The sequence below is a fragment of the Nocardia africana NBRC 100379 genome (genome assembly GCF_001612635.1).
Lineage (GTDB): Bacteria > Actinomycetota > Actinomycetes > Mycobacteriales > Mycobacteriaceae > Nocardia > Nocardia africana.
This window is the reverse complement of the sequence record NZ_BDAV01000011.1, coordinates 283,995-307,794: the sequence shown is the minus strand read 5'-3', so window position 1 is coordinate 307,794 and position 23,800 is coordinate 283,995. Positions and strand designations below refer to the sequence as shown.

18 protein-coding genes are annotated in these 23,800 nt (G+C 68.8%); 4 read left to right on the top strand and 14 right to left on the bottom strand.

Annotated features, from left to right (window positions below; genetic code table 11):
• Window positions 1–16 precede the first annotated feature (16 nt).
• The 3 genes from NA3_RS20475 to NA3_RS20465 are packed head-to-tail and all read right to left on the bottom strand — an operon-like array spanning window position 17 to window position 2,969.
• Entirely contained in the window at window positions 17–1,231 is a 1,215-nt protein-coding gene (locus tag NA3_RS20475) for an acyl-CoA dehydrogenase family protein (protein ID WP_062965204.1), read from the bottom strand.
• Window positions 1,228–1,698, bottom strand: coding sequence for an LLM class flavin-dependent oxidoreductase (locus NA3_RS20470; RefSeq protein WP_227995225.1), 471 nt, complete (start codon window positions 1,696–1,698; stop codon window positions 1,228–1,230). Before NA3_RS20470 ends, NA3_RS20475 begins: the two co-directional genes overlap by 4 nt.
• Complete coding sequence (locus NA3_RS20465; protein WP_062965203.1) at window positions 1,695–2,969, bottom strand: acyl-CoA dehydrogenase family protein; 1,275 nt, start codon at window positions 2,967–2,969, stop codon at window positions 1,695–1,697. Before NA3_RS20465 ends, NA3_RS20470 begins: the two co-directional genes overlap by 4 nt.
• A gap of 444 nt (window positions 2,970–3,413) precedes the next feature.
• On the opposite strand from NA3_RS20465, the gene NA3_RS20460 reads away from it, so the two are divergent.
• Entirely contained in the window at window positions 3,414–5,117 is a 1,704-nt protein-coding gene (locus tag NA3_RS20460) for an ABC transporter ATP-binding protein (protein WP_062965202.1), read from the top strand.
• On the top strand, window positions 5,114–6,913 hold the full coding sequence (locus NA3_RS20455) for an ABC transporter ATP-binding protein (RefSeq protein WP_062965201.1): 1,800 nt from the start codon (window positions 5,114–5,116) through the stop codon (window positions 6,911–6,913). Before NA3_RS20460 ends, NA3_RS20455 begins: the two co-directional genes overlap by 4 nt.
• Before the next feature lie 242 nt (window positions 6,914–7,155).
• On the opposite strand, the gene NA3_RS20450 is transcribed toward NA3_RS20455, so the two are convergent.
• The 9 genes from NA3_RS20450 to NA3_RS20410 all read right to left on the bottom strand — a co-directional run bounded on the left by NA3_RS20450 (window position 7,156) and on the right by NA3_RS20410 (window position 18,432).
• Window positions 7,156–8,499: an NtaA/DmoA family FMN-dependent monooxygenase gene (locus tag NA3_RS20450; protein WP_062965200.1), complete on the bottom strand. Its 1,344-nt coding sequence runs from the start codon at window positions 8,497–8,499 to the stop codon at window positions 7,156–7,158.
• Window positions 8,496–9,833: an LLM class flavin-dependent oxidoreductase gene (locus NA3_RS20445; RefSeq protein WP_062965199.1), complete on the bottom strand. Its 1,338-nt coding sequence runs from the start codon at window positions 9,831–9,833 to the stop codon at window positions 8,496–8,498. The genes NA3_RS20450 and NA3_RS20445 overlap by 4 nt, the downstream gene beginning before the upstream one ends.
• A gap of 25 nt (window positions 9,834–9,858) precedes the next feature.
• The gene (locus NA3_RS20440) at window positions 9,859–10,764 is read right to left on the bottom strand and encodes a LysR family transcriptional regulator (protein WP_062965198.1); all 906 of its coding nucleotides are present in this window, start codon (window positions 10,762–10,764) and stop codon (window positions 9,859–9,861) included.
• A gap of 101 nt (window positions 10,765–10,865) precedes the next feature.
• Window positions 10,866–12,479, bottom strand: coding sequence for a dipeptide ABC transporter ATP-binding protein (locus NA3_RS20435; RefSeq protein ID WP_062965197.1), 1,614 nt, complete (start codon window positions 12,477–12,479; stop codon window positions 10,866–10,868).
• Entirely contained in the window at window positions 12,476–13,459 is a 984-nt protein-coding gene (locus NA3_RS20430) for an ABC transporter permease (protein ID WP_084491703.1), read from the bottom strand. Before NA3_RS20430 ends, NA3_RS20435 begins: the two co-directional genes overlap by 4 nt.
• The gene (locus tag NA3_RS20425) at window positions 13,456–14,409 is read right to left on the bottom strand and encodes an ABC transporter permease (RefSeq protein ID WP_062965196.1); all 954 of its coding nucleotides are present in this window, start codon (window positions 14,407–14,409) and stop codon (window positions 13,456–13,458) included. Before NA3_RS20425 ends, NA3_RS20430 begins: the two co-directional genes overlap by 4 nt.
• 2 nt (window positions 14,410–14,411) lie before the next feature.
• Entirely contained in the window at window positions 14,412–16,067 is a 1,656-nt protein-coding gene (locus tag NA3_RS20420; protein ID WP_062965195.1) for an ABC transporter substrate-binding protein, read from the bottom strand.
• Between the two features lie 159 nt (window positions 16,068–16,226).
• Entirely contained in the window at window positions 16,227–17,525 is a 1,299-nt protein-coding gene (locus tag NA3_RS20415; RefSeq protein ID WP_062965194.1) for an LLM class flavin-dependent oxidoreductase, read from the bottom strand.
• Between the two features lie 22 nt (window positions 17,526–17,547).
• The gene (locus NA3_RS20410; RefSeq protein ID WP_062965193.1) at window positions 17,548–18,432 is read right to left on the bottom strand and encodes an LLM class flavin-dependent oxidoreductase; all 885 of its coding nucleotides are present in this window, start codon (window positions 18,430–18,432) and stop codon (window positions 17,548–17,550) included.
• A 523-nt stretch (window positions 18,433–18,955) separates the two neighbouring features.
• On the opposite strand from NA3_RS20410, the gene NA3_RS20405 reads away from it, so the two are divergent.
• Window positions 18,956–20,407, top strand: coding sequence for an NAD(P)-binding domain-containing protein (locus NA3_RS20405; protein WP_062965192.1), 1,452 nt, complete (start codon window positions 18,956–18,958; stop codon window positions 20,405–20,407).
• A gap of 227 nt (window positions 20,408–20,634) precedes the next feature.
• Here the strand turns inward: NA3_RS20405 and NA3_RS20400 are convergent, their stop codons facing one another.
• Entirely contained in the window at window positions 20,635–21,423 is a 789-nt protein-coding gene (locus NA3_RS20400) for a TetR/AcrR family transcriptional regulator (protein ID WP_062965191.1), read from the bottom strand.
• Window positions 21,424–21,559: 136 nt separating this feature from the next.
• Between NA3_RS20400 and NA3_RS20395 the strand changes: the two genes are divergently transcribed.
• On the top strand, window positions 21,560–23,050 hold the full coding sequence (locus NA3_RS20395; RefSeq protein WP_062965190.1) for an MFS transporter: 1,491 nt from the start codon (window positions 21,560–21,562) through the stop codon (window positions 23,048–23,050).
• Here the strand turns inward: NA3_RS20395 and NA3_RS20390 are convergent.
• Window positions 22,995–23,711, bottom strand: coding sequence for a DUF7144 family membrane protein (locus NA3_RS20390; protein ID WP_308189523.1), 717 nt, complete (start codon window positions 23,709–23,711; stop codon window positions 22,995–22,997). The two genes, NA3_RS20395 and NA3_RS20390, sit on opposite strands and share 56 nt — an antisense overlap.
• Between the last annotated feature and the right edge of the window lie 89 nt (window positions 23,712–23,800).

Below are 23,800 nucleotides of genomic sequence, written 5' to 3'. Positions count from 1 at the left end.
TGGTGACTATCAGGGGTCAGAACAGTCCGGTGGTCGGTGGTTCCACACCGGTCAGGTGGTAGGCGCCCGCGACGGCCTGTTTCCATTGCCGCGGATTGTGATTGGCGACGGTGCGGGCGTTGCGCCAGTGCCGGTCGAAACCGAGGCCGCGGTCGGTGATCGAGCCACCGCCCACGTCGAAGAGCAATTCCGCTGCGGCCAGAGCGGATTCGATGGCGACCACACCGGCCTGTGCGACCTCGACCGCGGCGGCGGCACCCGCGGCGCGGGCTTCGGCCCCGGTCAGGCCCTGTACGCCCGCGAGGTTTTCCGCGGCGAGCAGGACCACCGCACGGGCCGCCTGAGCATGGGCCGCGATCCGGCCCACCGTCTGGCGGACATAGGGATCATCGACACTGGCGGTCGCGGAACTGTGTTTGATCGGGCGCGCCTTCTCCCGCACGAAGGTGACGGCGTCGTCGAACGCGCGCGCCGCCACCCCGGCCTCGACCGCGGCGAGGTAGAGCTGCGCGAACGAGCCCTGCCACGGATTGTCCGGCTCAGCGGCATCGGTTTCGGTGACTTCGTGGTCGTACACCCGCGCCTGCGTGAAACACGTTGTGCCGCTTGCGGTCAGGCGTTGCCCGATGGCGTCGAAATCGTCGAGCCGCTCGACACCCGCGCGGTCGAAGGGCACGGTGAAGCGCAGGACCGTACCGTCCTCGGTGCGCGCCTGTGTGGAGAACCAGGACGCGTACAGGCCGCCGGTCGAGTAGTACTTCTCGCCGTCGACGATCCAGTCGCCACCCGAGCGGCGCGCCGTCGCATTGGTCTGCCCGCTCGCCCCGCCGATGCGCTCGTTGACGGTGCCGGCGAACAGATCGCCGGCCCGCAGCCGCTGCAACGTCAGCTCGCGCTGCGGGAGGTCCGGGCGGCTCGCCACCCGGTACGCGACCAGGAACGTGCTGCGAAGCGCCTGTGCCACACTGGAATCGGCGCGCGCGATCGCGATCACCAGATCGGCGACGGAACGCAGCGAACCACCCGCACCGCCGTCCTCGCGGGCGATGCCGGTCAGCGCGATCCGCGCCTCGGCCAGTGCGCGCACCTCGGCGAAGGCGTAGTCGCGAGCGACTTCGCGGGCGGCGGCGGTCTCACCGAGCCGCCGCAGAATCGGCTCGGCGGCAGCGCGGATGCCGGCCACGGTCGGGCCGGCTGCCTCCGGAATGCGATGCGGGTGAACAGCGGTCATCGCGACACCGCCTTCGGGGCGGCGGAATCGGAGGCGACCGCCTCGGAGGCGGCCCGGCGCCGTGCGTTGCGCGCCGCGACCGGCCCGGCGGTGGTGACCACATTCCAGCCGAAGCGCCCGCCACTGAGATGGTCGAGATCACCCAGGCGGCGGCCCAGTTCGACGGGATCGTTGTAGGACGACGAGAGCGTGGCGATCAACCCGATCCGCTCGGTCTGCGCCGCGATCCGGGCCAGCACCGTGGTCGGCTCCAGATTGTTGCCGGGGCGATGCTCGATGCTCGGATCCAGCGCCGGCCCGTCGGCGAGGAATACCGCGTCGAGGGTGGCCTCCTCGGCCTTCTTCGCGATCGAGGTGTAATGCTCGATGCCGTAACTCGCCAGGGGGTCGGTCCCGGGGAAGCGCCACGACCCGCCGAACACTCCGGCGTTGAGGATGTTGACGTTGATGTGCAAGTGTTCGCTCACCGGTCGCTCCGCACCTCGGCGGGCGCCTCGCCCGCATCGGCGACCGAGGGCCGGTCCCGGTAGTAGCCCGGCCGCGGCGTCACGCCGTTGACCAGATGATCGCCGATGACCCGCGGTTTGTAGACGACCGGGTTGTGCGAGGCCAGCGTGCGCGCATTGCGCCAATGGCGGTCCAGGTGCGTGCTGTTACGCACGGCCGAGGAGCCGAGCGCGTCGAAGGCCGTGGTCGCGGCATCGAGCACCGCCTCGATGACAGCCACCTGAGCCGCGGAGGTCTCGACGTACGCGTATCCGAAATCGGCCTCCGCCCCGCTGGTGTGGGCCGCCTCCAAGGTCACCGCGGCGTGGCGCAGCAGGGTTTCGGCGGTGCGGCGCCGGACCTGGAGCCGCCCGACGACGCCGAGCACCTCGGGGTCCTCGGCGGCGTTGCGGGTGAGCGCGTGCAGGCTGGTGCGGGTGCGCCCGCGCACCAAGTCCACGGTTTCGGCGACGATACTGCGCGCGATACCGGTCAGATTCGCCAGATGAACAATCTGCACGAACGAGTCCAGGCCACGCAGCGACTCTCGGTAGCGGCCGATATCGCCGTGCTCCTCGACCGGAACATCGTGGAAAAGCGTCGTGCCACTGCCGGTTTGGCGTTGCCCGATACCGTCCCAGTCGTCGGCGTGGGTGACGCCCGGATGATGCGCGGGGACGACGACGAAGCCGCGATTGCCCTCCTCGTCGACCACCGCCGCGCGGATGAAGTCGGCGAAGCGCGAGCCGGTGGAATAGAACTTGGTTCCCGATACGAGCCGCCGGCCGTGTTCGTCGGTACGCACCTGGGTGGTGGTCGAGCCCCATTCGCCGGTCACGGTGCCCGCGGCCTCGGCCGCGGCGATCACGGCGGACGGTTCCGATTGCGCGTTGCCGAATACCGCGCCGGCGCCGATCCGGTGCAGCCAATACGCCCGGACCTCGGCATCGGTTTCAGCGCGCAGGATTTCGGTGGTCGTGAAATGTCCACGCCAGATCTGCGGAATGTTGGAGTCGGCGCGACCGGCCTCGGCGAGCAGATCGAACAGCGTCGGCAGGTCGACATCGAAGCCGCCGAATTCGACCGGCACTCGCAGGCGCCCGAATCCGGCGTCACCCAGCGCGCGAATCAACTCGTCGGGGTGTTCGAAGGACAGGTCACGTTCCCCGGCGCCCTTCGCGAATTCGGCCAGCACCTCGCGGATGCGCGCCAGTGCTTCGGCCGGCGAATCCGGTCGTGATATCGGGGTCATGACAGTCCTCCTGGAGCCGGAATCGTCAGCGGCCTGAGTGGTCGCCACAGTGGAACACTCGAGCCGGGCGAAATCGACGGGTGCGCTCACGATGATTGAAATCCCTTGCCCCGCCTAATCATTGACGCCGACAGCGTTCAGTTGAACTGAACGATTCGATAAGCGGAACTGTCTTGTTCTCCCCGGCACGAGACACCGATGGTGGTTTCGAATCACGCCGATCAAGTTCGTTGCCATAAACAACGAACTTCGCGACAGTGGACGAATCGACAGATGAGGAGGTGCCGGTGGCACGCGTGGCAGGTTCGGTGCACCGGCAGTCGGATTCATGAGCATGGGGGCAATCCGGTTCTCGCAGCGGCGGGAATCGAGACGCAGCGTGGGGCGAATATCTTGCGACGCGGGCTGGCGAGCCTGGTGCGCGGCTGCCGCAGGCATCCGCGAATGGCGGCGATCGCCTTCTTCTGCAGCATCGTCAACGGCGCCTGCATGGTGCTGGGCGCCAAAGCGGTCGGCTGGTGTACCGATCACATCGTCGTGGCCGGCTTCGCCCACCACGGCTTCGGATGGGCCGCCGGGGCGACCGGCGCCGTCTTCGTGCTCGGGGTCTCGCTGCTGCGAGCGGTGACCATCATAGGCCGGACGGTCGCGACCGGGAACATCCAGTTCGGTGCCACCGCGGCGGCCCGCAAGGCCGTGGTCGCGCAGTATCTGCGCCTGGGCGTCTCCTGGCATCGGCGTCATCAGGCCGGATATCTCGTCTCGCATGCGGTCTCCGATACCGAGATGGCCTGGGATCCCATGCAGCACTTCCCGTTCGCCGTCGGTATGACCGGGATGCTGACGCTGGTGATGGTCGATATCGCGCTCGCGGACGCGTGGCTCGCGGTGATCGCGGTGATCGTCATACCGCTGGTATTGGCCGCGAATCTCACCTATCAGCGCGTGCTGGCGCCGCGGGCACAACGGGCGCAGCACCAGCGCGCCGTGCTCAGCGCTCTGGCGCACGAGGCGGTCGAGGGCCGTCAGGTCATCGCCACCCTGGGCATCACCGATCAGGAGATCGCGCGGTTCGAGGCGTCGGCCGACCGGCTGCGGGCGGCGAATCTGCGGGTCGGCGGCGCCGGCGCGATCTTCGAACCGGCGATCGAGCTGCTGCCGCCGCTGGCCGCGCTGGTGATTCTCGCCGTCGGCGTCGGCCGCATCGAGGCCGGGCAGATCGGCGTCGGAACGCTGGTGGAGGTCGTCTATCTGCTGATCACCACCGCGATCCCGCTGAACGTCCTGGCGCGCTTTCTCGGAGTGCTTCCCCTGGGCGTCACCGGACAGGACGAACTGGCGGCCACCGCGGCCGAAACCGAACACCCCACACAGGGACGATGTCGTCCCGAACCGCTGCCGTCCGGAAGTGGGGTCCACCTCACCGCGGTTGAATTCAGCTACACCGCGGCGCGGGTGGTGCACGACATCGCGCTGCGTATTCCGCCCGGCAGCGTGGTCGCCGTCGTCGGCCCGACCGGCTCCGGGAAGACCACCTTGCTGGCTCTCATCGCCCATCTGCTGGAAGCCGACCGGGGCACGATATCCATCGACGGCATCGACACCCGCAGGATCAGCCCCTCCACGCTGCGGGATCGCACCGCGCTGGTCACCCAGAGCGCCTTCCTGTTCGCCGATACCCTGCGGGCCAACATCACCCTCGGCGCGACCGCCGGAGACGACGCGGTCCGGCGCGCGCTGCGTGTGGCGGGTGCCGAGGATTTCGTCGCCGCACTGCCCGGCGGGCTCGACACCGTGGTATCGGAATCCGCCCAGCTGTCCGGCGGGCAGCGGCAGCGAATCGCGTTGGCCCGCGCGGTGTTCCGCAGACCGCGCCTGCTGCTGCTCGACGACACCACCTCCGCGTTGGACCCCGTGGTCGAGCACACCGTGGTCGAGCGGCTGCGCACGGAATACGCGGGAACGGACCGCCACACCACCGTCGTCCTGGTCGGTCATCGGGCGGCGACGATCTCCCTCGCCGACACCGTCGTCTACCTCGACGCCGGGCGCGTCGTCGCGCACGGCCCGCACGAGGTTCTGTCGGCGACCGTGCCCGGGTACCGGAATCTGATCGGAGCCTATCGGATGGCGGGGACGCTGCGATGACATCGGTTGCCCCGCACCGCGATTCGATTCCTGCACTGCTGCGCCGAATCGACCGCCACGCTCCCCTGCCGCGCACCGCGCTCCTGGGTATCGCACTACTGGTCGTCGTCGCCGGAGGTGGTCGCATCGTCATCCCGATCACCATCCAGTACGCGCTCGACCATGCCCTGCTCACCGACACCACGCCGGCCGCCCGGTCCCGCATCGTCTTCGCGGCGGTCGGTGTCGGCGTGGCGGCGGTGCTGGCCGCGATGCTGAGCTCGTCGCTGGTGAACCGGCGTCTGATCCGGATCGTCGAACAGGTCCTGTTCCGGTTGCGCGCGGCCGCCTTCAGCCGCATCCTGCGTCGCGATCCCGCCGACCGGGGCACCGATTCCGGCGACCTGGTCGCCCGCGTCACCAACGACCTGGACATGGTGACGGTCTATGCGCAGTCGGGCGGCGTCACCGTGGTCCAGAACATCTGCCAGATGGTGCTAGCGCTGGCCGTCATGGCGGTGTATTCGTGGCCGCTGGCGCTGCTGGTGCTGATCATCGGCACACTCGTCCCGATCGCCGGCCGCCGGCTACAGCGACTGGTGGCGCGGCGTTTCGACGCGGTGCGCGTGCGGATCGGCGAACTGTACGCCGGCTTGCTGGAACTGCTGCTGGGCATCGACACCATCCGTGGCTACGGCATCGAGGAACGGATGCGCGAAAGCGCCGAGCGGCGCATCGACGCCGTCCTCACCGCACAGCGCAGAACGCTGTGGCCGGTCGGATTCAACATGTCGGTCGGTGAGTGGGCCAGCGGACTGATCACCACCTCGGTCATCGTGGTCGGCACGGCCGCGGGCATCGGCCCGCTGCACGCCAGCGCCGGTGACATCGTGGCATTCCTGTTCCTGGCCACATTCTTCGTACGGCCGATGCAGTTCGCCGTCACCAGCCTCGCCGATGCCCGCAATGCCGAGGCCGGACTGCGGCGGGTAGCGACCGTTCTGGACGCTCCGATCAGCTCGCGAACTCCCCGGCACACCGCTCTCCCGTCCGGCGCGGCGTCCGTCGAACTGGCCGGGGTGACATTCGGCTACGTGCCGGAAAGGCTCGCCCTGGGGCCGGTGAATCTGCGCATCCGGGCGGGCGAGCACGTCGCGGTCGTCGGCGAGACCGGTTGCGGTAAGAGCACATTCGCGAAACTGATCACCCGGCAGCTGCTCCCCTCGCACGGACGGGTCGCGCTGTGGGATAACGATACCGCCGACATCGACGGCGGGGTGCTCGCCCGGCGGGTGACGATCGTGCCGCAGGATCCGTTCCTGTTCGACCGGAGTATCGAGGACAACATCGCGCTCGGCCGCGACGGTGCCTCCCGGGAGGCGGTCCTCGACGTCCTGGACCGGCTCGGGCTGCGCGAGTGGATCGATCATCTCCCCGACGGCCTCCGCACGGTGGTCGGACGGCGCGGCGAGGCGTTGTCGGCGGGCGAGCGGCAACTGGTCGCCCTGGCGCGCACCGCGCTGACCGATCCCGATCTGCTGGTGCTCGACGAGGCCACCAGCGGCGTCGACGCCGCCACCGATGTGCGACTGCAGCGCGCCCTGGCGCACCTGACCTCGGGCCGCACGACCATTACCATCGCCCACCGATTGCACAGCGCCGAGATGGCCGACCGAATCCTCGTCTTCCACGCCGGACGGATCGTGGAAGACGGTCCACACGAACAGCTTTCGGCCGCTGGCGGCCGCTACGCCCGGCTGCATGCCGCCTGGGCGCCCGATACCGCGGACGATCCGCGCGGGGAGCTCATCGGCTGATCACCGGCGGGAAACTGCGGTTCAAGGGCAACTCGCCACCGAACCGCATGGGAGGCTCCGGACGATTCCCTCGGCGGCGGACTGTTCGATGGTGGCGAGAAGCCGGTGGTGGCGCAGCGCGGTGGCGAAGCTGGGATGTGGTTGCCGCCCTTCGGCCATGCCCCGCCGCGCCGGATAGCGCCTGGAACGCTGGCTCGGCGTTGTACAGAACGGCGTCAGGCCGGGTATCATGTGGTGGGTTGTCACTTTCCGTCGGTGGCCGCGAGGGCCGGTGCGAAAGAGTTCGACGGCTCCGGCAGACCGAGATGGTGACGCAGGGTGGTGCCGGTGTATTCGCGGCGGAACAGGCCTCGGGCACGCAGCAGCGGCACCACCTGATCGACGAAATCGGCCAGCGACGCCGGCAAGACCGCGGGGATGATCGTGAATCCGTCCACCGCGCCGGTGCGGAACCAGTGCTCGATGTGGTCGGCCACCGCGTCCGGTGTTCCGGCGACGACGCGGTGCCCGCCGAGGAATTCGGTCAGCAACCGGCGCACGGTATATCCGGTTTCGGCGGCGTAGCGGGTCAGCGAATAGAAGAAGCCCTGCGGCCCGATCCGCCCTTCCGGCAGGGTCAGCAACCGTGGCGGCAGCGGTGCGTCGAGATCGAGAACCTCGTCGGGATGTCCGAGCCAAGCGGCCAGCCCGCGCACCGGATCGCTGTCGGGATGCAGTCGCTGCTGCAGCCGATCGAACGCCGCCCGCGCCTCGGCCTCGCTCGATCCCAGGACCGGGATCAGTCCGGGCAGAATCCGGACGGCATCCGGGTCACGCCCGGAAGCGGTTGCCGCACCGCGGATCTCGGCGGCGAACTCACGCGCACCGGTCAGACTCAGATGGGTGGTGTAGATCGCCTCCGCCCACGCCGCCGCGAACGAGCGGCCGGGCCCGGACGCGCCCGCCTGCACGAGCACCGGCCGTCCCTGTGGCGAGCGCGGGACGTTCAGCGGACCGGCGACCCGATAGAACTCCCCCTCGTGGTCGACCGCGTGCACCCGGGCGGGATCGGCGAACCGGCCGGCCGCCTGGTCCCCGATGACGGCGTCGTCCTCCCAGCTGTCCCAGAGCCGGATGGTGAGGTCGACGTATTCGGCGGCGCGCCGGTAACGCTCCTCGCGCTCGGGCAGGTCGTGGAGACCGAAGTTGCGCGCGGCGTCCGGAGCGAAGGTGGTGACCACGTTCCATCCCGCCCGGCCGCCGGAGATCCGATCCAGCGACAGGATCCGCCGGGCCAGGTTGTAGGGCCGGTTCAACGTCGTTGTGGCCGTGGGAATCAGGCCGATCCGCTCGGTGCTCACCGCCAGCGCGGAGGTGAGCAGGATCGGATCGAGCGTGGCCGCCGGAGCGCGGGCGATCGACGGTTGCTGCACGGGGATGTCCGGGAACAGCAACCCGTCCAGCGCACCCCGCTCCGCGATCTCGGCCGTGCGGCGATAGTGCGACAGGCGGATGAACGCGTCGGCGGGCAGGTCGTCTTCGCGCCAGGCGGCGGGGTGGTAGCCGGAGCTGCCGACATTGACGAAGAAATGCAGTTCGCGCGTCATCGCGCCACCTCCGGTGTGCGGATCGGTTCCGGTATCGGCAGCCCGAGATGCGATCGCAGCGTGCTGCCGGTGTATTCGGTGCGAAAGACGCCGCGTCGCTGCAGAATCGGCACCACACCCGTCACGAAGTCATCCAGGCCGCCGGGCAGCACGTCGGGCATCAGGTTGAATCCGTCGGCCACCCCGGCATCGACCCACTCGACGATGGTGTCGGCGACGTGCTCCGGTGTGCCGGTCACGATCCGGTGGCCCAGCCCGCCGCCGAGGTGCCGCAGCAACTGCCGCACGGTCAGGTTCTCGCGGCGCGCCAGGTCGACGGCCACTCGGTGGAAGGTGTGCGAGCCGCCCGCCGTCCGCGGATCGGGTAGCCGGTCGAACGGCAGCGGCGAATCCGGTTGCAGCACTTCGGGATCCACACCGAGTTGATCGGCCAGCCGATTGAGCGCGTATTCGGTGGGAACCAGTTCGTCCAGCAGGGCCCGGCGCTCGGCCGCCTCCCGCTCGGTCGCGCCGATCACCGTGGACAGCCCCGGCAGCACCAGGAAGCTCCCGGGCGCCCGGCCGGCCGCAGTCGCACGGGTGGTCACATCGCGTCGGTAGTCGGCCGCTTCGGCCACCGTCTGCGCGGCGGTGAAGATCACTTCGCCGACCGTCGCGGCGAGCGCCCGCCCCGCGTCCGAGGCACCCGCCTGGACGATCACCGGCTCGCCCTGCGGTGACCGCGGGACGTTCAACGGCCCTGCCACATCGAAGAATTCACCGCGATGGTCGATGCGGTGGATGCGGTCCACATCGGCGAACCGGTGCGCCGCCTTGTCCCCGACGAGGGCGCCGGGTTCCCAGCTGTTCCACAGTTTGCGCACCACCTCGACGAACTCGGCCGCGCGGCGATATCGCGTGGTGTGATCGAATTCGTCGTCGTAGCCGAAATTGCGCGCCGATTCGGCGCCGGCGGTGGTGACCACGTTCCAGCCCGCGCGCCCGCCGCTGAGCAGATCCAGCGTGGCGAAGCGGCGCGCGACATCGTAGGGATCGTTGTAACTCGACGACAGGGTCGCGATGAGTCCGATCCGTTCGGTCGCCGCGGCCACGGCCGCAAGGATCACCGTCGGTTCCAGGCTGTTGAACGGCCGGAAGCGGATGTCGTCGCGGAGCGCGGGCCCGTCGGCGAGGAAGATCGCGTCGAATTTGCCGGCCTCGGCGGTCCGGGCGATCCGCACATAGTGCTCCACACCGAAACTCGCCTCCGGATCGGCTCCGGGGAAACGCCACGCTCCGCCGAAGACGCCCGCATTGAGGATATTGACGTTGAGATGGACCTGGCGTCGCGCCACGGCTCCTCCTTCTCGTTTCGTGAATTCACGACGCCAGCCGCAACGGCTGGGCGATCGAGCGCAGCGCCCGGATCGCCGCCGCCACCGCGGGCCGCTCCAGCGAGGCCTGCCGATACGTCACCCCGACGTGCCGGATGCCGTTGTCGATCGAGCACACGACCAGTTCCATATGCCGGTCGGCGACCGAGATCTCGGGCACGATAGTCACTCCCAGTCCGTGCTCGACCATCTCGGCCATACCCTCGAAGCTTCCGCTGCGATGTTCGATCCGCGGCGCGAATCCCGCCTCGCGGCAGGCGAAATGCACCGACGCCACCGACGGCTCCCCGTCCAGGGCGGTGATCCAGTCGGCGTCGCGCAGACAGCCCAGACCGTGCTCCCGGACTCGCTCACGCCACTGCGGCGGGGCCAGCAGGACCAGTGGATCACTGAACAGATACTCCGAGGCCAAGCCGAGCGGCAGATCCCGGGACCGGAAGGAGTACGAATAGGTGATCGCCAGGTCCACATCCTGCTGGCGCACCGCCGGAACGGAATCCACCGGCCGCAGATCCACCAGCCGCACCCGCAGCCCGGGATGTTCCGCGCGCAACCGCACGGTGACCGGTAGCGCCAGCCGCATCTGCGCGGTGCGGAAGGTGGCGACGGTCAGCACCCCGGTCACCGCTTCCGAGGTCGCGCTGACCGCGGATTCCGCTTCCTCCAGCGCTGCCACGATCCGCGACGTGTGGTCCACCAGGACCCGCCCGGCATGCGTCAGCCGCAGGACCCGGCCCTCGCGGCGGGTCAGCACGACGCCGACCTCGTCCTCGAGGATGCGCAACTGCTGCGATACCGCGGAGGTGGTGATGCCGTGCAGTTCGGACACCGCGGTCATCGTCGTGTGTTCGGCCAGATCCCGCAGAAGGATCAGCCGTCGAATGTCGTACATGGTCCCTCGCTTCGACTGCGGGACATCCGGATTTCATCTTTGCCAGCCGGCAACCGAGGAGGAAATCCTTACGATCAGAACGATTCTGTGCAGCTGCGGTTTCACGCCGGCACCGGCAGCCGCACCCGCACATCCGGCACCGCGGCCAGCAGGGTGCGGGTGTAATCCTCCCGAGGCTCCTCGAAAACCGAAGCAACCGAACCTGTTTCGATCACCCGGCCGTGACGCATCACGCTCACGTCGTCGGCGATCAGCCGCACCACTCCCAGATCGTGTGTGATGAACAGATAGGTCAGCCCATGCTCGGCCTGCAGATCGGTCAGCAGCTGCAGAATCTGCGCCTGCACAGACACATCGAGTGCGGAGACGGCCTCGTCGAGCACCAGCACGCGGGGCTCGGCGGCAAGCGCACGCGCGATCGCGACACGCTGGCGCTGGCCGCCCGACAATTCGGCCGGTCGCCTGCTCAGATGCGCGCGGTCCAAGGCCACCGCGTCCAGCAGCTCGGCCACCCGCCGGCGCCGCGCCGCGCGATCACGGATCAGCCCGAATGCCTGCAGCGGCTCGCCGATGATCGCGGCGACGTCGAAGCGGGGATCCAGGGACGTGTACGGATTCTGGTACACCAGCTGGATCTGCCAGCGCAGCGACCGAGGCCGGCGGCCCCTGCCGTCGACGCGGACGTCGTCGAGCCACACCGCGCCCGCCTCCGGGCGCTGCAGACCGACCACGAGCCGCGCCAGCGTGGATTTGCCCGCACCCGACTCCCCGACGATCGCGTGGGTGGTCCCCGCCCGCACCGCGAGCGTCACCTCGTCCACCGCCCGCACTCCGCCGAAACCCTTGGTCACCTCCGACAGCCGCAGCACCGGTTGCGCGGAGGCCACTGCGGGCCGGACGGGCACTCCCGGGGAGGGCACGAGCCGCCCGGGATGCGCGGCGGGCGCGGCGGCGAGCAGGGCACGGGTGTAGTCGTGGCGCGGCGCCGACAGCACGGCGGCAGCCGCCCCCTGCTCCACGATGCGACCGCGCTGCATGACCAGCAACCGGTCCGACCGCTCCGCCGCGACACCGAGGTCGTGGGTCACCAGCAGCACGCCCAAGCCCAATTCCTCGCGTAATACCGTGAGCCGGTCCAGTATTCGCTTCTGCACTGTCACATCGAGGGCCGAGGTGGGCTCGTCGGCGACCAGCAGCACCGGATCGTTGGCCAGCGCGATCGCGATCAGGACGCGCTGCTTCATACCGCCGGACAATTCGTGCGGGTACTGCCGGTACACCCGCTCCGGTGCCGCCAATCCCGCCGCCGCCAGTTTTTCGACGACCAGGTCACGTCCCGCGTCGGCGCGCCGATGCAGCCGCAGCGCGTCGAGCACCTGCCGGCCCACCGGCTTCACCGGATTCAGCGATGTTCCCGGATCCTGCGGTACGAAGCCGACCACCGGGCCACGAACGCGCGCCAGGCGCCGGTCGCTCCACCGCGAGACGTCGTGTCCGCCGATCTCCAGCGCTCGCGCGCGCACCCGCGCCGCGGGCGGCAGCAGCCGCAGCGCGGCGTGGATGGTGGTGCTCTTGCCGGAGCCGGATTCGCCGACGATCGAGACGAATTCGCCCGCGGCGACCTCGAGCGACACCCCCGACACCGCGGGCCCGGCGGCGTCGCGGTACCGCACGGTGAGATCGTCGATCCGCAGCAGCGGTCCCGTAGTGGTCATCGTTGTTCTCCCAACGCGCGTCCGATTCGATTCACCGACAGCACGACCACGGCGATCAGGACGCCGGGGCACAGTGCGATCCACGGATAGGTGGCCAGGAAGTCGCGGCCTTCGGAGACCGCCAGACCCCATTCCGGCTGCGGCGGCGGAGCCCCGTAACCCAGAAAGCCCAGCGCCGCGACCGCCAGGACCGCGGTGCCGCATTCGAGCGCCGCCAGCGACAGCACCGCCCGGATCGAATTCGGCAGCACGTGGCGCACCACGACGCGGACGAATCCGGCTCCGGAACCGTATGCGGCGGCCACGAAATCGCTGCCCGCCACGGTCAGCACCTGTGAGCGCATCACGCGGGCGAACGACGCCACCGCCGAAACACCCACCGCTAGCGCGATATTCACCGTGCCGAAGCCGAGCGCGGTGACCATCGTCATCGCCAGCAGCAGGGCCGGGATCGACAGCAGCACGTCGACACAGCGCATGACCGCGGCGTCGGGCCGGCCGCCGATGATCCCGCTCAGCAAACCGATCAGGGTTCCGATGAGAAATCCGATGGCGACCGCGAGCAACGTCGCGGTGAGCGTGGTCGAGGTGCCGTAGATCGCACGGGCCAGCAGATCCCGGCCGAGACGGTCGGTGCCGAACGGATGGTCCAACGACGGCGGCAGGAAGCCGGAGTCCGGGTCACCGTCGACCGCAGTGTGATCGGTGAACCAGGACGGAGCCACCGCCCAGCCCACCACGACGAGCACCACCAGCCACGCGAGAACCAGTCCCGGCCGAGCGCGCGCCGTACGCGCAAATCGACGAAAACGATTGCACTGCACAGTCGTTGCGATCGGCTCCACTTCGTCGAGCACGGCCACCGCCTCGTGGTGACGCTGCGCTGCCGCCTCCGGCCCGCTCATGCTGCGTTCGACGGGCATGATCGGGGGGCCTGCGTGGTGATGCTGCGCTGCCGCCTCCGGCCCTCGCCCGCTCATGCCGGGCTCCGCGCGGACAGCCGAGCCCGCAGCCGCGGGTCCAGCACCGGATACACCAGATCGACCATCAGATTCACCACCACGAATATCACCGCCGCGAGCACCACCACGGCCTGCACCACCGCGACGTCCTGGGTGCGGACCGCCGTCTCGGTCAGACGGCCCAAACCCGAACGGGAGAAAACGGTTTCGACGATCACCGCACCGGCCAGGAGATTCCCGAAGGTCACCCCGGCGATGGTCAGGGCGGGCAGCGCGGCATTGCGCAGGACCTCGCGCACCACCACCCACAACCGGGTCGCACCCTTGGCCAGCGACACCGTCACGTAGCCCGCGCGCATCCCGCTGTCGAGATTCTCCAGCAACAGCCGCGCGATCGGTGCCGACACCGGGATCGCGAGCGTCACCGCCGGCAGCACCAGGCTCGCGATGCCGTCGTTGCCGATCGGCGGGAACCAGCCCAGCCGGAACGAGAACACCTGCAGCGCGGCCAATCCCAGCAGGAACACCGGAATCGACACCCCGGCCGCCGGCAGCGTCGCGAACAGTTCCGCCAGCCACCGCCACCGCGTGTACGCGGCCACGATCGCCACCACCGTCGCCAGCGCGACCGCCAGGACCAGAGCGGTGACCGCCAGCACCGCGGTCTGCGGCAGAACACCGCTGATCATCGCCCACGCATCCTGCCCGGTGCGGGTGGAGCGGCCGAAATCACCGTGCACAGCCTGTCCCAGACGATGCAGATACTGGCCGAACAGCGAGTGGTCCAGACCGTAGTAGACGCGCGCCTTCTGCTTGTCGCCCGCGGTGATCAGATCACCCTGAGTCGGATCGAACAGCACGTCGACCGCGTCGTAGGGCAGGACGTAGAGCAGCGCGAAGGTCACGGTGTAGGCGCCCCACACCACGAATACGGCCTGGGCGAGCTTCGCGGCCACATAGCGCAGCACGACTACCCCTGCTCGATCCAGGTGTCGTAGAACACGTTCCGCGACTGCGCCTCGTAGCCGATGTTGTGCACCTTGGCGCCGGCGGCGGTCACCTGCGCGGGGTTGTACACCGGGACGGTGAGCACCTGCTCGTCGAGCAGGTACCGCTGCGCCTCCTCCGCGGCCTTCGCCCGCTGAGCGGGATCGAGGGTTTTGCTCAGCGCACTCAGTTTCGCGACCGCCTCGTTCGCCTCGGGACTTCCCGGCGCGAGTTTGGCCATATTCCCGTACTGCGGGGAGTACACCTGTTCGAGCACCGAGATATCGGCACGACTCTGGTTGGCGGCCTGAATGTTCCAGCGGCCCTGCTGCGTACTGGCGGCGGTGTAGTCGGGAATCGGCAGCGCATTGAGCTGCAGGTCGATGCCGATCTTGCGCAGATCCTGCTGGATCAGCTGGTAGGCGGGCTTGTTGTTGACCAGATTGTCGATGCCGAGCAGGTCGAGTTGCAGTCGCCGCCCGTCCTTGACCCGGATGCCGTCGGCACCCTTGTGCCAGCCGCCGGCCTCGAGAATCCGTTCGGCTTCGCCCTGGTTCTCGCGCAGATCTGCGGAGAAGTCCACATAGCCCGGGACACGTTGCGACACAACCGAACTGGATACCTTGTAGCTCGGCGTCAGCACCGTCTTGACCAGCGCGTCGCGGCTCCAGCCCAGCCGCACCGCCTGCCGTACGGCCTTGTCGTCGGTCGGGAAGCGGTCGGTCTTGAAGTCCAGCGAGATGTCGCGACCCGGGATGAGCTGCGGCACGATCCGGTATCCCTGCGCCTGCAGCGGGGCCTCGTCGGTGTTGTTGACATCGAGGATCGCGTCGACGGTTCCCGCCCGCAACGCACCGGTGCGCACTCCGGCCTCGGGGATGACGTCGATCTCCACCGCGTCCAGATACGCGTCACCGTTGTGCTTGCGGCTCGCCGGCGCCCAGTGGTAGCCGGCCCGCTTCTTCAGGACCGTCTTCTGCTGGTAGATGTGCTGGGCGATGGTGAACGGCCCGGTTCCCACGACATTCTGGGCTTGGCTGCGTTGTTCTTTCGGCAGAACCAGCGTCGAATGCGCCACGATTCCCGAGAAGTACAGCGACAACGCTTGCAGAAACCCGGCACTGGGCCGATCGAAACTCACCCGCACCGTCGTCGGATCGACCACCTCGGTGCCCTGATATCCCACCCAGTACGCGGTCACCGGAACGATTCCCAGTCGCTGGTCGCCCCGGCCGAGCAGGTCGAAGTTCTCCTTCACCGAATCGGCGGTGAACTTCGTTCCGTCGCTGAAGGTGACGTCGTCGCGCAGATGGAAGGTGAACTGGGTGAGGGCGTTGTTGTACTGCCACGAGGTGGCCAGCCACGGCTCCAGCGCACCGGTCTTCGGATTCTGGTAGACGAGTTTGTCGGTGATGTTGCTGGTGATCAGCGATTCCGGATAGGAGCTGCCGGAGTGCGGGTCGAGATTCGCCGGAGCATCGAGAAGGCCGAACCGCAGGGTCCCGCCGGGTACGGGCGTGGCGTTGTCGTCGCTCACGGCGACCTGCTTGGCGGGCGTGGCGCATCCGGCGACCACCGCCGCGTTGATCAGTGCGATCGCCAGCGCGATCGGGCGGCGGTGAATTCTTCTGTGTGACATAGGTTTCGATTCGTTTCGGGTGGCGGCGCGATGCGCTCGTCAGATCGGACGCCTCGGGGCGTGCGCTCAGGCTAGGCCGGTCCGGGAACGGTTCCGAGGGTTGCGATCGGCCAGATCGACTACACCGTCGTTGAAGCGAATCTGAACGAAGACGACAGGTCACACCCGCACGGCGGCAGGCGCGGGCACCGGTGATCCGAAGCGTTCCCGCAGCGTCGATTCGGCGTATTCGTGCCGGAATAGTCCGCGGCGGCGCAGGATCGGGACCACTTCGTCGACGACGGTGGTCAGGCCCGAGGGAAAGGCGTCGGGCATGAGGTTGAAGCCGTCGGCGGCGCCGCGGCGGAACCAGTCCTCGATCGTGTCGGCGACGTCCTCGGGTGTTCCGATCACCGCGCGATGACCGGCGCCCCCGCGCAGTTCCCGAATCAACTCCCGCAGCGTCAGATCGCGTTCGCGGGCCAGTTCGACGATCGACTCCCGGAAGCCCAGCGAGGCGGAGAAGGTACTCGGATCCGGTGGGCCGGCCAGCACCGCCTCGGGAAGCGGACGGTCGAAATCCAGCGAATCCAGCGGCACGCCGAGGGTCGCCTCCAGGCGTACCCGCTCGGGCCCCTCGTCGACCGATCGGAACAGGGTCTGAAACCGTTGCAGTGCTTCGGCTTCGGTGGACCCGATGACCGTGGTGAGTCCCGGCAGGATCTTCACCTCGGCAGGATCACGCCCGGCTTCGCACGCGACGGCTTTCACGTGCCGGTAGTGCCGGAGCGCCGCGGATGCCGTCAGTTCCGCCGAGAACACGGCGTGCGCGCTGCGGCCGGCCAGGATCCGCCCGGCAGGCGATCCACCGGCCTGGACGAGCAGTGGATAGCCCTGCGCCGAGGGCGGCGTGCGCAGTCCCCACTCCACGTCGAAGTATTCGCCGTGATGGTGGACGACTCCGCCGGCCAGCGCGCTGTCCCACAGTTCGCGCACCACCTCGACGAATTCCGCGGCCCGGCGGTAGCGCGCATCACGATCGGGCATCTCGCTCAGACCGAAATTGCCGGCCGCCGCGGGCGAATAGGTCGTCACCACGTTCCAGCCCAGCCGCCCGCCGGAGGCGTGGTCGAGCGACAGCAGCCGCTCGGCCAAGTCGACCGGATCGTTGAATGTGGTCGACAAGGTGCCGATGAGACCGAGATGCTCGGTCTCGGCGGCGACCGCCGACAGGATGACCCCGGGCTCGAGCGCGCGTCCGGGCTTGTGGCGCGGATCCTCGCGCAGGGCCGGCCCGTCGGCGAGGAACAGCGCATCGAGGGTGCCGCGTTCGGCGGTCCGGGCGGCCTGCACGAAATGCCCGGCATCGACGAAGGCCCCCGCGGGCACATCACCGAGAGTCCATGCGCCGGGAGCGATTCCGACGTCGAGAACGTTGACGTTCAGGATCACCTGCGCGGGCTGGGCGGTGGCGGTCATGAAATCTCCTCGTCGATCCGGATCAAGCGGCGGGAAAGGCGCTGCGCGCGTTACTCGGGAGCACCGGATCGGGCGCCGGAAGACCCAGGCGCGCACGCAGTGTGGTGCCGGCCGGTGGCACGGCGCTCGCCGTGACATGCCGGGCGGCTGCGGCCACGATGGCTGCGGGTGTCCCCTCCCCGGCGATCACGACGCCGGCGGCCTCGGCGGCCGGCGATACTGGGGCCTCGGCGGCGGCCCATCGCAACACCGGGCCGCGCACCGCCGTGCCCGCCGGGGCGAACACGACGTCGGCGAGCCCGGCGAGGTCGCGGTATTCGCCGGGGACCGGGGATTCGGCGAAGACGGGCGGTTTGACCTGTGGTGGTTCCGGAATGTTCAACGGTCCGGTAATACTGTGCGCGCCTGCGTGATCCACATATCGAATGCGCGCGGACTCGGCGAAGACACCGCGTTCGCGGTCGTCCACGACGGCATCCGCCGGCCAGCTCTCCCACAGTTCACGGACTGCCCGCACGGCGTCGGCCGGGACATCGCCACGCGGCGCCGAGGTCCACACACTGCGCCCGTCGGCGGCCGCCGGATCGCCGAGCAGCACCAGCCAGCCGACCCGGCCACCGCTGGCGTGGTCGATCGAGCCCAGCCGCCGGGCCAGGTTGTAGGGATGGTCGCGCAGCGGGGCAGCGGCCACCACCAGTCCCACCGACCGCGTATGGCGAGCCAAAACCGCGGCGGCGACCGAGGGATCGAATCGCACGGTCGCGGAGTCCGGCCGCAACACGACGAAATCGATTCCCGAATCGTCCAGCAGCGCGCCGAATTTCTTCGGCCCGGCGCCTGCTCGATCGAAGACGGCTGCCACCTGTGCCCCGTCCAGGGCGGCGCCGACAATAGTGTGACGGGTCATGGCACATGACCTTTCTTCGTCGCGGTCATCGGCAATTTCCACGGCCCGGAAAACACCGGACGGACATGTCGGGAGCGCCCGCAGGATTCCCGTGGCACCGTAACGGCCGCCGGAGCATCCGTTGGTGAAACACCCACTGCCGCTTCGATTGTCATCGCACCGACCACTTGGAGGCTCGAGGTTCGGACGTCCGTCCCAGACTATGCCGGTCGTTTCGATCCGCACCCGTTTGGTATCGGCAAGATTATCTACACGGTCATTCCAGCCGGCCTTCACCGACGGCGTCGGCAACGCTATTCCCATAATCGTCCGGCCACGGCGGAGCAGGAATTAAATTTGCCGGGACAGAAACTGGTGTGCGTGCTGCTTGCCGGCTCTACATTGTCGAACGCGGTGGGCGGTGGTCCGTCGCCGCGTGGCGCACCGGGCGTCACGTGACCATCCTGGTGCGCCGGCGGCCGCCATCGCGCGGCGGTGCGAGTCGCCCGATCGTTCCGCCGGGCCGAGTGAAATGGGTTGTCCTGTGGCCGAATCCAATACATCCGCCGATCTCCACGCGAGGCGCGTGCTGCGCCGTTTCGGTCCTGATCCGGCGAACTGGGTGCAGCCCTCGGCGGCAGACCACGATGTCGTGGTGGTGGGCGGAGGCCAAGCCGGTCTGGGCATCGGATTCGCGCTGCGCCGTGCGGGTATCGCCCGCGTATCGGTGATCGACGCCGCCGCGGCGGGCGCGACGGGAGTGTGGACCACCACCGCGCGCATGGTCGCTCTGCGCACTCCGAAGCGGTGGCCCGAGCCCGAATTCGGCTTCCCTGAACTGAGTTTCCAGGCCTGGTACGAATCGGTATACGGGGAGGAGGCCTACGAGAGCCTGCCGCGCATTCCCCGGTTGACCTGGGCACGCTATCTCGAGTGGATCGAAACCCACTTCGGCGTCCCGGTACGCCACCACACCCGTTTGACCGACATCGCACCCGGACCGGACGGGCTCGTCCTCACCCTCACCGTGCGCCGGCCCGACGGCACCGAAACGACGATCCGGGAGACCACCCGAAAGCTGGTGCTGGCCAACGGCGTCGAGGGAACGGGTGGACCCTACCTGCCCCCCGAACTCGCCGGACTGCCGGCGAACCTGCTCGCCCACACCGGCCACCCCATCGATGTCACCCGGCTGGCCGGGAAAACGATCGGTGTGCTCGGCGCCGCGGCCTCGGCCTTCGACGCCGCGGCGACCGCGCTCGAGGCGGGTGCCGCCGAGGTGCACCTGTTCACCCGGCGGTCCGACCTCATCGTGCAGGGGGCGGGCGGCGGCCCGTCCGCCAACCTCGGCGCCCGCAACAACTATCACCGGCGCGGTGACGAGGCCCGCTGGCGGCAGCGAGTCCTCGCCGCCCGGGCGGGTCGCAGCGTGCCGCTCGAATCGGTCACGCGCGCCACCGCTTTCGCCGGTTTCCGCATCCACCTGGACGCGCCGTGGTCGGCCGCAACCCCGGCCGGCGACCAGGTGATCGTCGACGCGGCCGACGGCAGGCACACTTTCGACTTCGTGATCGCCGGCACGGGATACCAGTACGATCCACACACCCGCGCCGAACTGCGGGGCATCGCGTCGGACATCGCGCTGTGGGGCGACCGGTACCGCCCCGATCCCGATCTCACCGACCCCGCCCTGGCACGAACGCCCTATCTGGGCGACGGGTTCCAACTCGCCGAGAAAGCACCCGGCCGCGCACCATGGATCGGCCGGATCCACATCTTCTCCGCAGCAGCACATCTCAGCTTCGGATACCCCATCGGCGACACTCAGAGCCTGGCGCACCACATCCCCCGGCTGGTCGACGCACTGGGCCGCGATCTCTACTTCGAAGACCAGGAATCGGCGCCGGCATCCGCACCCGCAACGCCACCGCCGTCGTTACGGCACCACTATCACCACGCGCTATGGTCGCCACAACTCACGCCGAGTGAGACGTAGGGACCTGTGCCGGGGCGGGTCCTGATAGATCATCATCCGCCGTTGCCCATCGATGGCGACCTCGTCGAACTCCCGCGGCTGCGAATCCTCGCGCCCGGAGGAGAACAGTAGAACTCGGGTTGCCACGACCGAAGCGACAACACAGGTTGTCATCGAAGCAACCGGATCGGCAAAAGCTCTGGGTTGTCCCGAACGACAACACTGGTTGTCACACCCGCAATCCGCGCCTACTCGGCAGCTCCACGCTGCGGCCACCGCTTCCGCGCCGCTTGCCGGGTGATGCCCACCAGGCGGCCGACCTCCCCGTAGGAGGCACCGGCCGCCAACGCCGCGAACGCGCATTCGTCGACCCGCTCCGCCGCGGCCCGGCGCGCCGCCTCCGCTTCGGCCAGCTCGTCCAGAACCGAACCTGGTCCCGCAACCGAGGTTTCGGCGTCGCCGACGACCAGCGGGCGCAGGCACGGGCCCAGCAGTTCGACCAGGCGTTCGGCCGGCGCATCGGCCACGCCGGGCAGGTGCACCATGTAGCGGGCGATCAGCACGCCGAGTACCAGAGTGCCGATCAGTACCGACCGCCGCTCGGCGTCCGGGCCGACCAGCACCCGCGTCCACGGACTGGTCTCGGGATTCATGATCGCGCAGCGCACCGCGTGCGCCGCCTCGGGATGGGTGAGCATCGACCGCAGCACCGGCATGGTCCGGTCCTCCTTGCGGTCCACATCGGCGAGGGCATGCCGGAGCAATCGCTCACCCAGTTCCTCGGGCGGACCCTCGAGCGCGTCGTCGAGCGTGACCGGAATGCCGGCGACCTCGTCGAAAAGCGCGCTCTTGGTACCGAAATGCTGCATCACCAGCGCCGGGTCGACATCGGCGCGCTGCGCGATGGCCCGGATGGTGGTCTCGATGTAGCCGCGCTCGGCGAACAGGTCCCGCGCCGCCTCCAGAATCAGCTGCCTGGTCTGGCGACGGCGCTGCGCACGACTGGCGGGAGCCGCCTCGAATTCGTGAACCGGCATCGCAACCTCACTCAACACATGTAGACGAAATTGGCCTGGAGACCTATGCTGATTCGAGTCTACAAGCGTAGAGCGATGTGCAGCGCCGCGCGGTAGCTCTCGCTACCTTCCTCCGAATCCTTCGAACGGACTGTCGATGACCAGCCGAGATATCCAGCCCGACACCCGAATTCCCGGCGCGGACGCGCCGACGGATCCCGCCACCATCACCCGTAATCGCAGATTGTCGATCGCGCTCGGTGTCATCGTGACGTGCCAGCTCATGGTCGCGGTGGACAGCAATGTCGTCAATATCGCGCTGCCCGAGATCCAATCCGGGCTCCGGATGTCGGCGCAATCGCTGGCCTGGGTCTTCAGCGCCTACTCGCTGGCCTACGGCGGCCTGCTGTTGCTGGGCGGCCGGGCCAGCGACATCCTCGGCCGGCGCCGGATGTTCTCCTGGGGCCTGGGGCTGCTGGTCGTGGCCTCGATTCTGGGCGGCATCGCTCCCAACGGCGGCCTGCTGATCGCCGCGCGAGCGCTGCAGGGCGTCGGATTCGCCTTCGCCGGACCGGCGGCGCTGTCGATGATCGCGGCCACGTTCGCCGAGGGCCCGCAGCGCACTCGGGCGCTGGGCGTCTTCTCGATGGTCACCGGGCTCGGGATCACGCTCGGCCTGATCGTCGGCGGTGTGCTCACCACCTTCAGCTGGCGCCTGGTGTTCTTCATCAATGTGCCGATCGGCATCGCGACCATCCTTCTGGCCCGGCGCTACCTCGATGAAACCGAACGCCACCGCGGCACTTTCGATCTGCTCGGTGCGATCGTGTCCACCCTGGGCATGGTCGGCATCGTCTACGCGCTGACCAATGTGACCCACGGGTGGACCGCGCCCGGGACCGTCCTGCCGTTCGTCGCCGGCGTGGTGCTGGTGGCGGCATTCGTCTTCATCGAACGCCACGCCGAACAGCCGATCATGCCGTTGCGCCTGCTGGGCAACCGGGTCCGGGCCGGGGCCTATCTGACCTTCGTCCTGCTGATGGCCACCATGGCCGGCACCTACATCCTGTTGTCGCTCTACATCCAGGACGCGCTCGGCTTCAGCCCGCTGGTCGCCGGACTCGCCTTCCTGCCCATGGCCGTCGTGCAGTTCGCGGTGGCGAAGTGGGCGCCGAAACTCATCGCCCGGTTCGGACGCAAACAGATTCTGCTCACCGGTGTGATATTGATGCTCGCAGAAGCTGTTTGGCTGACCACCACCACCGGCACGAGCAATTACCTCACCGGCGTTCTCGCGCCGTTCATCCTGCTGGGCGCCGGCCTGAGCCTGGCGTTCGTCACCCTGAATATGACCGTGCTCGGTGGCCTCGAGCCGCGGGATATGGGTGCGGCATCCGGACTGCTGCAAGCCACCCAGCAGATCGGCCTGTCCCTCGGTGTCGGCATCCTGACCACCACTTATCAATCCGCCCGCTCCGACCGCGAACGTTCCGGCGCCGGGGTCCACGAGGCGCTGGCGCACGGGTTGTCCACCGCGGTCATCGCGGCGGTCGTCTTCGCCGCCGCGGCGCTGGTGATCAGCCTGGTCGTGATCAGGGAACCGAAACAACCGGGCGCGGCACCGCGCTCGGTAAGTCCGCCACCGTGACTCGGCACACGACACGCGGCCGCTCGCTGATCGAAAGGTGATGTCGGCGAGACCAGCCCAGTGGATTGCCGCAGAGCGCGATCCGGCCGCCCAGTGTGGGCGGCCGGACCTCAACGGGCTCGTTTTCCCAGTTCGGAAGGTGCTCCCCGAAATACGGCCCGCGATTACGCGTGGCCGGGGTGGTGGTGCCAGGTGGCCACAGCCCAGATGAGGAAGGCGTGAGGGCGATGATCAGGATCGACCACCACGGGTTGTAGGGGAGCCACAGGAAATTGGCGACGATCGAGAGTGCGGCCAGCGTGATGGCAGTGGCTCGCGCCCAGGTGCGGCCGGTGAACAGCGCGGCGGCCACGGCGACGAGCAAGGCGCCGATGATGATATGGACCACGCCCCAACCGGTGGTGTTCCACTGATAGGTGTATTGCGGGCCGACGACGATGATGTCATCGGCTTCGACAGCGGAGATCCCCTGCAGTATCTGGAGCGCGCCGGCCGTGGCCAGCAGGATCGCCGCGGCCACCGCGCCGACCGCGGCGGCGGGACCTTCCAGCCGATGCACGCGGGAATGGTCGGCGGCGGTCGGCGCCGCAGAGGTATGGATGCCGGTATCGGGTGTGGCGGGCTGGACAGGGGCCGGGGTGATCGGGGTGTGGTCCGACATGCATTCCTCCTGATAACCGATGTAACGCAACGACTCTCGATCGGCGCAGTACCCGGTGATGCCCGGGCCACACCCGCGGGAGGATGAAT

Coding starts and splice junctions, on each gene's coding strand:
- NA3_RS20475 (WP_062965204.1), bottom strand. CDS start 1,231: ATGACCGCTGTTCACCCGCATCGCATTCCGGAGGCAGCCGGCCCGACC.
- NA3_RS20465 (WP_062965203.1), bottom strand. CDS start 2,969: ATGACCCCGATATCACGACCGGATTCGCCGGCCGAAGCACTGGCGCGC.
- NA3_RS20460 (WP_062965202.1), top strand. CDS start 3,414: ATGGCGGCGATCGCCTTCTTCTGCAGCATCGTCAACGGCGCCTGCATG.
- NA3_RS20455 (WP_062965201.1), top strand. CDS start 5,114: ATGACATCGGTTGCCCCGCACCGCGATTCGATTCCTGCACTGCTGCGC.
- NA3_RS20450 (WP_062965200.1), bottom strand. CDS start 8,499: ATGACGCGCGAACTGCATTTCTTCGTCAATGTCGGCAGCTCCGGCTAC.
- NA3_RS20440 (WP_062965198.1), bottom strand. CDS start 10,764: ATGTACGACATTCGACGGCTGATCCTTCTGCGGGATCTGGCCGAACAC.
- NA3_RS20435 (WP_062965197.1), bottom strand. CDS start 12,479: ATGACCACTACGGGACCGCTGCTGCGGATCGACGATCTCACCGTGCGG.
- NA3_RS20430 (WP_084491703.1), bottom strand. CDS start 13,459: ATGAGCGGGCGAGGGCCGGAGGCGGCAGCGCAGCATCACCACGCAGGC.
- NA3_RS20420 (WP_062965195.1), bottom strand. CDS start 16,067: ATGTCACACAGAAGAATTCACCGCCGCCCGATCGCGCTGGCGATCGCA.
- NA3_RS20415 (WP_062965194.1), bottom strand. CDS start 17,525: ATGACCGCCACCGCCCAGCCCGCGCAGGTGATCCTGAACGTCAACGTT.
- NA3_RS20410 (WP_062965193.1), bottom strand. CDS start 18,432: ATGACCCGTCACACTATTGTCGGCGCCGCCCTGGACGGGGCACAGGTG.
- NA3_RS20400 (WP_062965191.1), bottom strand. CDS start 21,423: ATGCCGGTTCACGAATTCGAGGCGGCTCCCGCCAGTCGTGCGCAGCGC.
- NA3_RS20395 (WP_062965190.1), top strand. CDS start 21,560: ATGACCAGCCGAGATATCCAGCCCGACACCCGAATTCCCGGCGCGGAC.
- NA3_RS20390 (WP_308189523.1), bottom strand. CDS start 23,711: ATGTCGGACCACACCCCGATCACCCCGGCCCCTGTCCAGCCCGCCACA.